Source organism: Maribacter cobaltidurans, assembly GCF_002269385.1.
Taxonomy (GTDB): Bacteria; Bacteroidota; Bacteroidia; order Flavobacteriales; family Flavobacteriaceae; genus Maribacter; species Maribacter cobaltidurans.
In genome coordinates this window covers 762060-775019 of the sequence record NZ_CP022957.1, presented here as the reverse complement: position 1 = coordinate 775019, position 12960 = coordinate 762060, and the positions used below count along the sequence as shown (strand labels likewise).

General features: G+C 41.3%; 13 protein-coding genes. 9 read left to right on the top strand and 4 right to left on the bottom strand.

Features of this window, described 5'->3' with window-relative positions; all coding sequences use genetic code 11:
- On the bottom strand, window positions 1-1512 hold the full coding sequence (locus CJ263_RS03320) for a helicase HerA-like domain-containing protein (RefSeq protein WP_094995959.1): 1512 nt from the start codon (window positions 1510-1512) through the stop codon (window positions 1-3).
- 242 nt (window positions 1513-1754) lie between these two features.
- On the opposite strand from CJ263_RS03320, the gene CJ263_RS03315 reads away from it, so the two are divergent.
- Both CJ263_RS03315 and CJ263_RS03310 read left to right on the top strand, forming a co-directional pair.
- On the top strand, window positions 1755-3515 hold the full coding sequence (locus CJ263_RS03315; RefSeq protein ID WP_094995958.1) for a PQQ-dependent sugar dehydrogenase: 1761 nt from the start codon (window positions 1755-1757) through the stop codon (window positions 3513-3515).
- A gap of 52 nt (window positions 3516-3567) precedes the next feature.
- Window positions 3568-4200: a 7-carboxy-7-deazaguanine synthase QueE gene (locus CJ263_RS03310; RefSeq protein WP_094995957.1), complete on the top strand. Its 633-nt coding sequence runs from the start codon at window positions 3568-3570 to the stop codon at window positions 4198-4200.
- Window positions 4201-4223: 23 nt separating this feature from the next.
- Here CJ263_RS03310 and CJ263_RS03305 read toward each other — a convergent pair whose 3' ends face one another.
- Together CJ263_RS03305 and CJ263_RS03300 are read right to left on the bottom strand one after the other, a co-directional pair.
- Window positions 4224-5093, bottom strand: a complete 870-nt coding sequence (locus tag CJ263_RS03305) for a hypothetical protein (protein ID WP_094999089.1) — start codon at window positions 5091-5093, stop codon at window positions 4224-4226.
- 45 nt (window positions 5094-5138) lie between these two features.
- The gene (locus CJ263_RS03300) at window positions 5139-5852 is read right to left on the bottom strand and encodes a class I SAM-dependent methyltransferase (RefSeq protein ID WP_094995956.1); all 714 of its coding nucleotides are present in this window, start codon (window positions 5850-5852) and stop codon (window positions 5139-5141) included.
- A 74-nt stretch (window positions 5853-5926) separates the two neighbouring features.
- Here CJ263_RS03300 and CJ263_RS03295 point away from each other — a divergent pair, with 74 nt between their 5' ends.
- Together CJ263_RS03295 and CJ263_RS03290 are read left to right on the top strand one after the other, a co-directional pair.
- Window positions 5927-6421 (top strand): YkgJ family cysteine cluster protein, encoded by a 495-nt coding sequence (locus CJ263_RS03295; RefSeq protein ID WP_094995955.1) that lies wholly within the window; start codon window positions 5927-5929, stop codon window positions 6419-6421.
- Between the two features lie 39 nt (window positions 6422-6460).
- Entirely contained in the window at window positions 6461-7306 is an 846-nt protein-coding gene (locus CJ263_RS03290) for a sterol desaturase family protein (protein WP_094995954.1), read from the top strand.
- Here the strand turns inward: CJ263_RS03290 and CJ263_RS03285 are convergent.
- A complete protein-coding gene (locus tag CJ263_RS03285) occupies window positions 7284-8522 on the bottom strand; it encodes an exo-beta-N-acetylmuramidase NamZ family protein (RefSeq protein ID WP_094999088.1) in 1239 nt (412 codons plus the stop codon). The two genes, CJ263_RS03290 and CJ263_RS03285, sit on opposite strands and share 23 nt — an antisense overlap.
- Window positions 8523-8525: 3 nt before the next feature.
- Here CJ263_RS03285 and CJ263_RS03280 point away from each other — a divergent pair, with 3 nt between their 5' ends.
- The 5 genes from CJ263_RS03280 (at window position 8526) to CJ263_RS21325 (ending at window position 12951) form a co-directional block, all read left to right on the top strand.
- The gene (locus CJ263_RS03280; protein ID WP_094995953.1) at window positions 8526-9767 is read left to right on the top strand and encodes an ABC transporter permease; all 1242 of its coding nucleotides are present in this window, start codon (window positions 8526-8528) and stop codon (window positions 9765-9767) included.
- A gap of 13 nt (window positions 9768-9780) precedes the next feature.
- Window positions 9781-10563 (top strand): aldose 1-epimerase, encoded by a 783-nt coding sequence (locus CJ263_RS03275; protein ID WP_094999087.1) that lies wholly within the window; start codon window positions 9781-9783, stop codon window positions 10561-10563.
- Window positions 10564-10568: 5 nt separating this feature from the next.
- Window positions 10569-10910, top strand: a complete 342-nt coding sequence (locus CJ263_RS03270; RefSeq protein WP_094995952.1) for a TfoX/Sxy family protein — start codon at window positions 10569-10571, stop codon at window positions 10908-10910.
- Window positions 10911-10947: 37 nt separating this feature from the next.
- The gene (locus CJ263_RS03265) at window positions 10948-12675 is read left to right on the top strand and encodes a SulP family inorganic anion transporter (RefSeq protein WP_094995951.1); all 1728 of its coding nucleotides are present in this window, start codon (window positions 10948-10950) and stop codon (window positions 12673-12675) included.
- A 144-nt stretch (window positions 12676-12819) separates the two neighbouring features.
- The gene (locus tag CJ263_RS21325; protein ID WP_262494257.1) at window positions 12820-12951 is read left to right on the top strand and encodes a hypothetical protein; all 132 of its coding nucleotides are present in this window, start codon (window positions 12820-12822) and stop codon (window positions 12949-12951) included.
- The last annotated feature ends 9 nt before the right edge of the window (window positions 12952-12960 follow it).

Sequence of the window (12960 nt, the reverse complement as noted above, 5' to 3'; positions counted from 1 at the left end):
TTAGCGCATCACTTTTTTTAATACACCAAGCACCCCTCTGATAAATGTGGCACTGGTAAGAACTTTAATAACTGGATTTTGTCTGGTACTTCTTCTGCTACTGGATGACCTTCTTGTGTTTTGTGCCCTTTCTTTTTCCTTTTGAGCCAATTCCTCGGCCTTTTCAATTTTCTCGTTCAAAATTTCATAGGCACTCTCGCGATCGATTACTTCGCTGTATTTTTTTACCAATTTGGATGAGTCATTAACATCTTTTAATTCGTTCTCCGTTAATATATCCATACGGCTCATAGGTGCCCTTAAGAGGGTAGCTGCCAAAGGAGTGGGTCTTCCCTTTTCGTCCAAGGCGGATATCAGGGCTTCTCCTATTCCCAGTGATGTCAACACCTCTTTGGTGTCATAGTAATCTGAAATTGGATAGTTTTCCGCCGTAAGCTTAATGGCCTTTCTGTCCCTTGCCGTAAAGGCCCTTAGGGCATGTTGAACCTTTAAACCTAATTGAGCCAACACTTCGTTAGGTACGTCCGTAGGATTTTGGGTAACAAAATATAGGCCTATTCCTTTAGATCGTATAAGTTTCACAATACTTTCGATTTGATCTAACAAGGCTTTGGAGGCTTCGTTGAAAATAAGGTGGGCCTCATCTATAAATAAAATAAGCTCAGGTCGTTCGCTATCGCCAAGTTCCGGAAACGTATCATATATTTCAGCCAAAAGGCTGAGCATAAAGGTGGAGAACAATTTGGGTCTATCCTGAATATCCGTAAGCCTGATTATATTGATGTATCCTCTTCCATTTTCATCTATTCGAGTAAGATCGTTTACTTCAAAGGATTTTTCCCCAAAAAACAAGTCGGCCCCTTGTTGCTCCAACTCTATTATTTTTCTAAGAATGGTTCCTGTGGAACTGGTGGAAATACGGCCATACTCCTCCGTGAATTCTTTTTTACCTTCTCCTGTCGCATATTGTAAAACCTTTTTAAAGTCTTTAAGGTCTAAGAGAGGCAATTTATTGTCGTCACAGTATTTAAAGATAACCGCTACGATTCCTTCCTGGGTTTCGGAGAGGTCCAAAATCCTGGAGAGTAAAATAGGACCGAATTCGGAAACGGTTGCCCTAAGCTTAACTCCATCCTGTTCCGAAAGGGAAAGGATTTCCACAGGAAAATTTTTGGGTTCAAAGGGAATGCCAATTTTAGCATGTCGTTCGTCAATTTTTGGATGGCCTGGACTGGGTTGGGCGAGTCCGCTCAAATCCCCTTTTAAATCCATTAAAAGTACCGGAATACCTTTATCCGATAAGTTTTCAGCCAGTACCTGCAAGGTTTTTGTCTTTCCGGTTCCGGTAGCTCCCGCAATTAGACCATGCCGGTTCAAGGTTTTGAGGGGTACCTTTACCAAGGCATTGGTAATGGCTTCACCGTTCAACATGGCCGCACCCATGGTAATAAAGTCTCCTTTGGTGCTATACCCTTTTTCAATATGTTCAAAAAAATCCTCCTTGGAAGCCATGCTTGTATTTTTTTGTTAAAAATAGAAGATTTTTAAGCAATAGAAAAAGAGAATGTATCCCATGATTGAAAAAAGATACCATTGGACACCAGTACTAATATATAGTATTCATGTTGCTATATGTATCTTAGGTTTCGTACAGTGTGGGTTGCAAGCCTTCAAAATCAAGATAAATCATTATGTTTAATGCGCTGAAAAGGTTTTAGCCTTGGATTTAGCGACATATCATTTAAATTAGGAATATGTTATTTTTTATATCAAAAAGGCGGATTTCCATGCTTTTGGGCCTCTGTCTCGTCCTTTTTTCCTGTAAAAGCAATGGCGAAAAGGAGAGTCACGATAAAGAGGACCTAGTGGACAACTACCGGCAAGATGAACTATCCGTGCAGGAGGGTATGCAATTGTTCAATATGCATTGTGCCAGTTGCCATGATTTTAATGCTGATATCATAGGTCCAAATTTGGCTGGTGTTACCGGTAAAGTGGACAAGGCTTGGCTTATCGATTTTATAAAAAACCCCAAGAAAAAAATAGAGGCTGGTGATGAAAGAAGCGTTCGGCTTTACGAAAACTACGGGAGCTATATGCCTGCCTTTGAGCATTTTTCGGTGGATGAATTGGAAGCATTATTGGGGTTTATTCATAAGTTTTCCGAGGCGGAAATAAAGAGTAAAAAGAAAAGGCCAGGGGCCATAACGGACCCCATTCCAGAAAAAATAACCCAGTCTAATCTCATGTTGGTTTTGGAAGAGCTATTTCAAGTGCCTGCCAGTGCAGACCATCACCCTAAGGCCCGTATCAATAAATTGGCGGCCTTGCCTTCCTCTAAGGGGGAACGACTTTTCATTGCGGATCTTAACGGGATTTTATATGAAGTCAAAGGTTCCCAGGTCAACATGTATTTGGATATGGCCCAGCAGTTACCGAAATTCATCAATTTCCCGGGCTTTGGGACGGGTTTGGGCAGTTTTGATTTTCACCCAAATTTTGAGGAAAACGGTCTGCTATATACCACCCATACAGAGCCTGCCCATACACAAGAAGCTGATTTCGCACTGCCAGATAGTCTAAAGGTAGGGCTGCAATGGGTCCTTACCGAATGGAAGGCCGAAAATCCCGGAGCTATACGGTTCAAGGGATCAAAAAGGGAACTACTACGAATAGATATGATGGGTACCGTGCACGGATTTCAAGAGGTTTCCTTCAATCCTGTTGCAAAAAGGGGGGATTCCGATTATGGACGCCTATACCTTTGCGTTGGTGATGGTGGGGCCATATATGCTAATCAGCCCCAATTTGTTGGCCGAAAGGACCAAATATGGGGATCGGTGATTCGTATAGACCCCTTGGGAAGAAACAGCACCAATGGTCAATACGGACTTCCAGCAGACAATCCTTTTGTTGGGGATAGGGAAGGAATCCCCGAAATATGGGCTTACGGATTTAGGAATCCCCATCGGATTTCTTGGGATGCTATGGATGCGCAACGAATGTATGTTTCCAACATAGGCAGACATAGTGTTGAGGAAGTGAACCTTGTGGAAAAAGGGGGTAATTACGGTTGGCCGAACAGGGAGGGTACCTTTGTATTTGATTCCGGTGCCAATACCGAGGTTGTCTATCCGCTACCCAAAGATGACGAGGGCTTTGCCTATCCCATCATACAATATGACCATGACGAGGGCAATGCGGTTTCCGGAGGCTATGTGTATCATGGAAAGTTAAAACAATTGCAAGGCAAATACCTCTTTGGGGATATTCCACGCGGCACCCTTTTTATCGCGGATGTAGGTAATGTACAAAGTGGCCATCAGGCAACCATCCAAAAAATGGAATTTCTCCTTAACGGAGAGGCCACTACCTTTGATGCCTTGTTGGGCGGCGCCCGGGTAGACCTTAGATGGGGCATGGACAGCAAGGGCGAGCTCTATCTTTTCACCAAATATGACGGCAAGGTCTACAAGTTGGTGGATTGCATTGAAGGAGAAGCCCTTTCATCCTAAAATTGGTTCGCTGCGCTGAAACTATGCCCATGTCTTTTCTTATCTTTGCCGAATGGAAAAAAAGGATACCATGGCGTTGGTGGATAAGGGACTGCTACTCCCGTTGATGGAGGAATTCTACACGATCCAAGGCGAAGGATTTCACAAAGGGACAGCAGCGTATTTCATTCGAGTAGGAGGGTGCGACGTAGGTTGTCATTGGTGTGATGTAAAGGAAAGTTGGAATGCCGAAACGCATCCCCCAACCAATATTGAACTCATTGTTGAAAATGCTGCTAAATACTCGGATACCATTGTGGTTACAGGGGGAGAACCTCTTACTTGGGATATGGGACCGTTAACTGATAGGTTAAAGAGCAAAAACCTTAAAACGCATATTGAGACATCTGGAGCGTATCCGCTAACGGGAGACTGGGACTGGATTTGTCTTTCGCCCAAGAAAAATAAACTCCCGGTAGGCCGAATTTATGATGAGGCACATGAACTTAAAGTCATCGTTTACAATAAACATGATTTGATTTTTGCGGAGGAGCAGGCTGCATTGACCAACAATAATTGTATTCTTTATTTACAGCCAGAATGGAGTGTCCGGGATAAAGTAACGCCTATGATTGTGGATTATGTAATGAAAAATCCAAAATGGAAGGTTTCTTTACAGACGCATAAATATCTAAATATTCCTTAATCTTCAGGGTGGAAAATGGCGTTTTATCGTCCGCCGTTTGCCTGAATATCTTCCACGCAAGCAGCATCCAAACCGGGAACTTCCACCGTTCTTGCTGTTTTTGAGGGCTGCAGTAAACTCATTACTGTGGAACCGGATAGTACACAGGCAGGATTTTGGCCTTTTGCATAGGAACCATTTTTTAAGTCTAAACTGGACTTACCGGAAAGCGTAAATTGAAGTTCCGCTCTCATAAGACAGCCATCTACATTGCAATGGTTTTCCGCATCCACATCTTCATGATCGGATAAGGCTTCGGTTCCAAGATTTACTAGGCCGAAGAGATGTCCAAATTCATGATTTAAAGTGGCCGCTTCAACATCTGCATTGGAAACTGCCAAGCTTTGACTTGCCAATTTTCTAATGGTACCTTCATGAATAATCATTGAGGTATTTCTATAAACGGCGCCCAAAGTAACGAGTCCCTCGTCCTCAACATCATCTTCAGAAGGGGCATCGGAGAAATAAATATAAACCGCTAATGTAGAACCACTGCTATAGACAGTTCTGTTTTCTGTTTCAAGATCTGCAATTTCCTGTAAGGTTAAATTTTCTTCATTGGGTGAATCCAATTCTTTATAGATAAACTCTATATTTTCCTTGTAGGTGTGTAGTTTCAAAAAATCAGTAAAATCGGAAATGGCAGTAACCGTAGGCCTAAAACCGGTCACGTATGCAATTTCAATCTGAATTTTATCATACGTGTCATTAGAAAGGATATCATTGGCGGAGTCCCCTGCAGACTTTAAATTAAGGGTTTTGTCAATTACCACATCAGGCTCCGTATTATTCTTTGAACAAGAAAAAATAAAGGCCGATAACACCAAAAACATAATCAGTTTAAACTTTCCCATAATTTTTTTTTCATTAAGAAGAACGTTAAAGATAACATTCAAGTATTACATGAGGGTTAAACGGGCCAAATAGTCGTCATTTGGACCTTGTATTAGCATTTCGCATTCGAATCCATTAAAACTGGCGGCTCTCTTTAAGGTATTAAAATCTACGTATAACCAGTCAAAAGGTTCACTATCTTCATTTTTATAGGACATGGTGAAGGTAACCTCACCATAGTAGTCCACATCCTGTGGTATCCAATAGCCCCCATCTTCATCGTCCGACTCGTACATATACAAAATATCACTTGAATCCAGTAAAACCTGACCGTTTGAATGTAACAACTTTTTCATTTGATTCAAGTATTGGTCCAAATTTTTAAGTTTCCCTGCAATTCCAATCCCGTTCATCAACATTAGTAGGGTATCGTACTTTTGGTCCCGTAGATTTAAAAAGTTATTGTTCAATGTTTTTAAAAGTCCCCTTTCCTTACATACTTCAATAGCCCCTGGCGATTTGTCCAAACCAGTAACAAGAAATCCCTTATCCTGTAAATAAAGGCTATGACTTCCTGCTCCGCAACCTATATCAAGTACCGTTCCCTTACAGTTTTTCAAAGCAGTTTGTTCCAAATACGGCATTTGCTCAAAGTTCCTGAACATATAGGAAAGCGGTAGTACATCTGCCTCATCTAGGGTAGATTGTGTAACGATGTCCTCCGTATATTCCAGCTTAAGATAATCCAAAAGAGCCTTGCCCAAAATATCTTTTGACAAAAGGTTTTAATTTTAGTCTACAAAAATCTTCTATTTGGAGGTACTTGCCTAGTTTTAAGGCGAAAATTTGGATTATGGATAAAGTGCTAGGACAACTGCCGCAGATGGCCGCAGATAAAAAGACAGAAAACAAGAAATTTTTTGCCAAATTAAAGAAGAAGCCGCCCAAGAATCTGGATTATATCATGCAGGAACTGCATGAAGCCGAATTTGAGCGGACAGATTGCCTTACCTGTGCCAATTGTTGTAAGACTACGGGACCTTTGTTTACCAACGCCGATATTGAGAGAATTGCAAAACATCTAAGGTTAAAACCGCAACAATTTATTGATACGTATTTACGGATTGATGAGGAAAACGATTATGTGCTGCAAGAGGTTCCCTGTGCCTTTTTGGGTCCTGATAACTATTGTTCCATTTACGAGGTGCGTCCAAAAGCATGCAGGGAGTTTCCTCATACCGACCGTAAAAAGTTTCAACAAATCAGTCACTTGACTTTAAAAAATGTAGCCATTTGCCCGGCAGCCTTTAATATTGTAGAGGAAATGAAGAAGCGGATTCCAGTCTGATAGTATAAAAAAAGTTCCCGATTTTGTATATTTAGTATTATGGAGCAGTTGATTCAATACTTCGAAAATATTCCTTCTTCACACCGTTCCCTGATATTGGTTGGTGGGATTACTTTTTTTTGGGTTTTGGAAGGTGTTGTTCCCCTCTTTACCGTGAGGTACAAAAAATGGCGGCACGCCGTTCCCAATTTCTTTTTTACCCTAACAACCATCTTGGTCAATTTTCCGTTGGCCTTCTTGCTCCTTAAAACCTCTGATTGGACGGTTGCTAATGATTTTGGGATCATTAATTGGTTGCCGGCAATTCCATTATGGCTTTATGTGTTGATAGGTTTAATGTTGTTGGATTTTATTGGGGCCTATTTGGCCCATTGGGTGGAACATAAGGTAAAACCTTTGTGGATGGTTCATTTGGTACACCATTCCGATCATCATGTAGATACGACCACTGCAAATAGGCACCATCCTTTTGAATCTCTGATTCGCTATGTTTTTACGTTAGTGGGTGTATTTCTGGTGGGCGCGCCCGTTGGGATTATCATGTTATACCAGAGCCTGTCCGTGGTTCTTTCACAGTTCAACCACGCCAATATTAAGTTGCCCCGGAAATTGGATAGACTTTTGAGTTATGTGCTTGTTTCCCCGGACATGCACAAGGTACATCATCACTATGTATTGCCTTATACCGATAGCAATTACGGAAATATATTTGCTATCTGGGACCGATTATTCGGTACGTACATGTACCTGGATAGGGATTCGATTATATACGGGGTGGATACCTTTCCAGATGAAAGGGAGAATTCCAGTATTTCTGGGTTGCTTAAGCAACCCTTTCACAAATACCGAAGGCCCACTACGGTCAATCGTACATCAAATACTTAGCTCTTATTTTCTTGAATTTTTCTAGTTCCGGCTGCCAGGATTTTTTTATTTCCGCTTCTGTAAGTCCGGCCTCAATTTGTTTTTGAAGTTCAGGCGTGCCTGCATGCTTGGTAAACCCGGAAGTGATAAAGAATTTGCTTTTGTCAGGCGTATTATTATAGGCATCTAAGACCCATTGCAGGGAGACTTCATTTGTCCTTGGGGTGTTGGAGAGGTCTTTTCCATAACATGTTTTCCCTTCTTCCTTGGGGTATTTACTTCCAAAATTGGGTTCGGGTACATAAGAAAAATCATAAGCCGTGGAATCCATAAAAGAGGCGCCGTAACGCTGAAACTGGTATTCCGTACCACGCCCTGCATTTACATGGGTGCCTTCAAAAAGGCCAAGACTTGGGTACAGATTGATTGAAACGTCATTTGGTAAATTGGGGGACGGGCGTATCGGGATATGATAAAAACTGTCGTGTGTCCAGTTTTTTAGTGGAATTACGGTGAGATTACATCTTTTGCCCCCTTCCAACCATTCTTCACCATTGATCATGTTGGCATATTCACCAATGGACATCCCATAAACCAACGGTATTTCGTTCATACCCAAAAAACCGGAATGTTCTTTTTGCATGGTGGGGCCGTCCACATAATAGGCATTTGGGTTTGGTCTATCCAGCACCAAAACGGGAACATTACTTTCTGCACAGGCTTCCATAATAAGTTGTAATGTGGCGATATAGGTGTAAAAACGGGTACCTACATCTTGGATATCGAATACCACTATGTCCAATTCCCTCAATTGTTCAGAGGTAGGTTTTCTGTTTTTTCCATAGAGGGAAACAATGGGTAGGTCCGTTTCTTGGTCTAATCCATCATCCACCTTCTCCCCGGCATCGGCCTTGCCCCTAAATCCATGTTCAGGGGAAAACACTTTTTTAACGTCGATTCCTAGATGGAGCAGAGAATCCACTAAGTGGGTATAACGATTACCCTTAAAAATGACCGAAGTTTGATTCGCCACAACTCCTACTGCCTTTCCCTGCAATAGGGGAAGATATTCTTCGGTTCTGTTTGCGGCTACTTGGATGGAATCGGTATCCTTTCCTGCTATTTTTGACATGGTCGTTTTAGCGGTATCCACATTTTTTCTTCCGGAGTTTCCGCACGAGAGGCAAATCAAAAGAGATAAAAAAAGGGTATTTTTGAATCGGTATAAAAACAACATCATTTGAACTTAGAATATTTTATCGCCAAACGGCTTATTACGGGCAAGGAGCATAAAATTAGTATTTCCGCACCAATAATAAAAATAGCCATTGCCGCCATTTCAATTGGTGTTGTTATGATGTTGATAGCCATTGCCACAGGAGTTGGCTTAAAATATAAGATTAGGGAAAAGGTGACGGCCTTTAATGGCCATATTCAGATTTCCAATTATGACAACAATCGTTCGGAGGTTTCCGTGGTACCCGTATCCACAAAGCAGGATTTTTATCCCAGGTTCAAGGATGTTGATGGTATTTTGCACGTTCAGGCAGTGGCTACAAAAGGGGGGATCATCCGTACGGAGGATACTTTTGAAGGTATCATTGCTAAAGGTGTGGGTCCGGATTATTACTGGACGCCCATTCATGAGTTTTTGGTAGAAGGCTCCATCCCTGATTATTCCGGTGAATTGAATTCTGATGTGCTCATTTCTAAGATTACCGCCAATCGTTTAAAACTAGGCGTTGGAGATTCTTTCTTTACCTTTTTTCTGCGGGATGATGACGCTAATAAAATGCCAAACCAACGCAAGTTCAATGTTGTGGGTATTTATGACAGCGGCTTTGAGGAGATAGATAATCGATATATTTTTATTGATATCCGCCATATCCAACAAATGAACAAATGGGCCGATGATGAGGTGGGCAATTTTGAGGTCTTTTTGGATAGTTTTGATGATATCGATGCTAAAAGCGATGAGATTTTTGGTAAAACAGTCTCAACCTTGGATACCAAGACCCTAAAGGACAAGTATTATAAAATATTCGAATGGATAGGTCTGTTCGATTTTAATATAGCCCTAATCATTGGTATCATGATCATTGTAGGTGGTATCAACATGATTACCGCCCTTTTAGTTCTTATTTTGGAACGTACGCCCATGATTGGTATCCTTAAAGCTTTGGGCTCTACCAATTGGAGCATTCGTAAGGTTTTTTTGTACAATGCCGCATACCTTATCGGTATCGGGCTGTTTTGGGGAAATTTGATTGGTCTTGGTTTTATTTTTCTTCAGGATAAGTTTCGTCTGTTTAAATTTCCCAATCCAGAGGAATATTATATTGAATACATACCGGTTCATATTAATTTAGTGACGATAGTTATTTTGAATATTGGGGTTCTTTTGTTGTGTCTTTTGATGCTCTTGATTCCCTCTTATATCATTACAAAAATTACCCCGGTCAAGGCAATTCGATTCGATTGATAAAATGAATAATATGACGAAACTTTCCTTAAAAAATCAAGAAGTACAGATAGATCAAGGGGAATTAATAAGCTATCAAGTAGATGGTCATGAACTGATTCATCAAAAAGGGAGTCCGGGTTGGCGTAGTTCCGATACCGAGATGTTCCCGATCATTGGCCCAACAAATAAGGCCGATTTTAGGGTAAAGACTCCAAAGGGTATGGCTATTCAAGACCAGCACGGTTTGCTTAGGGAAATGGAATATGAGTTGGAGGAAGCTACAGAAACGAAGGCGGTTTTTGTAAAGCGATATCAAGCCGATACTAGAATAAAAAATTCCAAATTCCCGGAAAAGTCATCTGAAGAGTTTCTCTCTTGGCCCTACGATTTTACGTTCTTGAAATCCTTCCATTTAAATGAAAACGGACTGGAAATAGATTTTGAAATCAATGGCGGGGAAGGGATGCCCTATATGTTGGGTTATCATCCTGCCTTCAATCTGACCACCGAGAATCCCATAATTTACACCCAAGAACGGGAAATTACCATTCCGGAAGTTAGGGCCGTAGGTAGCAGGGCACTTCAGGTTCCGAATCAAACTTCGATTACATTGGAAAATCAATTGCACCTAACCATTAAAACAGAAGGTTTTCAACACTTTATGTTGTGGACCGAGGTTTCCAATATGGTCTGTATAGAACCCATAACTTTTTATCCCTATGCTGTGGAGCAGTCCAATTTGGATAATGGTTTCAAGGTTCTAAAAGGGAAAAAAACGGAAATTTTCAAAGTATGGTTATTGCCTAAAAAGTAAACAATATGGCTTACAGCGAATATGTAGTGGATCGGGTAAGGTATCGCTTAAAAGGAGCGGGAGTTCTTGAGGAGAAGAAAATGATGGGGGGCTATCTTTTTATGGTGAACGGTAAAATGTGTATTGGTGTTGATATGGACAAGTCTACCCAACAAGACCGACTCATGGTTCGCGTTGGCAAACTGAATTACGAGGAATTATTGGAGAAGGAGGGAAGCCGCAAGATGGATTTTACCGGAAGACCCATGCGTGGTTTTCTGTTCATTTATCCTGAGGGTTTTGATGCCGAGGAAGATCTGGATTTCTGGGTAGAAAAGGCCTTGGAATTTAATAAGCTACTGACCTGAGTTTAAGAAACGCCTTCTAATTGATTACATTTGAAATGTGAAGCGTTTTCTACCCTTTTTGGATTGGGCGTCTACCTATAAGAAAGCCTATTTTTCAAAAGACCTCATAGCGGGGTTAACTGTGGGAATTGTATTGGTTCCACAGGCTATGGCATACGCCATGATTGCCGGCTTACCTCCGGTATATGGGCTTTACACCGCTTTGATTCCCGTTTTGGCCTATGTGTTGCTTGGAACTTCTAGAAAGGTGGCCATGGGTCCCGTGGCTATGGATTCTTTATTGGTGGCAGCAGCACTGGGAACTTTCGCCATATCCAGTATTTCGGATTATATCGCCATGGTGGTAGTACTGATTTTTATTGTCGGGGCTACCCAATTGTTACTTGGGGTGTTTAGAATGGGTTTTTTGGTCAATTTTTTGTCCAAGCCGGTAATTAGTGGTTTTACTTCGGCGGCAGCCCTCATCATTATAGTGAGCCAGCTAAAGCATTTACTTGGAATAGACATGCCCAATAGCAATCATTTTCATGAAATAATAATGCTGATTGGGCAACATATAGCCCAAACCAATCCCTTTGATTTGGGACTGGGGGTCTTGGGGATATTAATTATTATTGGCTTTAAAAAGTGGAAGAAAAGTTTTCCGGCAGTATTGTTGGTCGTTTTATTTGGGATTTTTGCTGTATATTTTTTTGGATTGGATGGCTATGGCATGAAATTGGTCGGTGAAGTTCCCAAGGGGTTGCCTTCCTTTGCCTTTCCCGATATCACCTTTCAAAACTTCAAAAATCTTTGGCCCATGGGGATGGCCCTGGCCTTAGTGGGGTACTTGGAGACCATATCCATTGGGAAGGCGATGGAGGAGAAAAGTGGTGAGGAAACCATAGATCCCAATCAGGAATTGATCGCCTTGGGGGCCTCCAATATAATAGGCTCCTTTTTTCAAGGATATGCATCAACGGCCAGTTTTTCGAGATCGGCCATAAATCATGAGTCGGGGGCCCAAACAAATTTGGCAGGATTCTTTAGTGTGATTCTTGTGGTCCTTACCTTGTTGTTTTTAACACCCGTATTTAAATACCTCCCCAATACGGTATTGGCCAGTATCATTATGGTCTCCGTTTTTGGGTTAATAGATTTTTCGTACGCCAAGTATCTCTGGTTGGATAGGAAGGATGAATTTGTGGTATTAATGTTTACTTTTTTAATCACCCTGTTTATAGGTATCACCCAGGGCATTGTAGTTGGGGTTCTCTTATCGCTTCTCTTAATGGTCTATCGCACCTCTAAGCCACATTTTGCGGAATTGGGCAATGTTAAGGGGTCTGACTATTATAAGAACATAAAACGTTTTGACGATGAGGTGATCATCAGGAGAGATCTTTTGATTATTCGGTTTGACTCGCAACTTTATTTTGGGAATTCCGCCTACTTTAAAAGAGAGTTGCTAAAGCAAATAAAGGGTAAAGGTCCAGATTTAAAGGCGGTAATCCTCAATGCCGAAGCCATTACCTATATCGATGCTACCGCAGCGGACGTTCTTTCAAAACTGATTCATGAAATCCATGAAATGGGGCTGCAATTTTATATTGCAGGAGCTATCGGACCTATGCGCGATATCATTTTCACTACCAATATCATCAAAGAACTTCAAAAGGAATTTTTGTTTGTCAGGACCCAGGAGGCTGTCGACTATTTTGATAATGCCCATCGATTATCCCCTTTAGGAACTAGGGTGGCCCATGAGAATAGAAGAACTAGATAAAAGTCCCTTTTTTAAAATTGGGACATATGATAGAAATCATAAAATGTATTATTCCACCGATTTATTTTTATCCATGCATTTTTAAGGGTAATTAGGCCCCTGTGCAAGAATTTTTAGGTTAAATAACAATAAATCAAAAAGGATATGAAAACCATAATACCTTTAGTGAATTGGAGCAATGGCATTGTAATGATAGGAGTTTTCGCAGTAGTGGTGGTAGCTCTTGTTTTGGTGATGCTCAGCCTTATGAATAGCGGTAAGGGCAAGCAGTCATAGCCTAGCTTC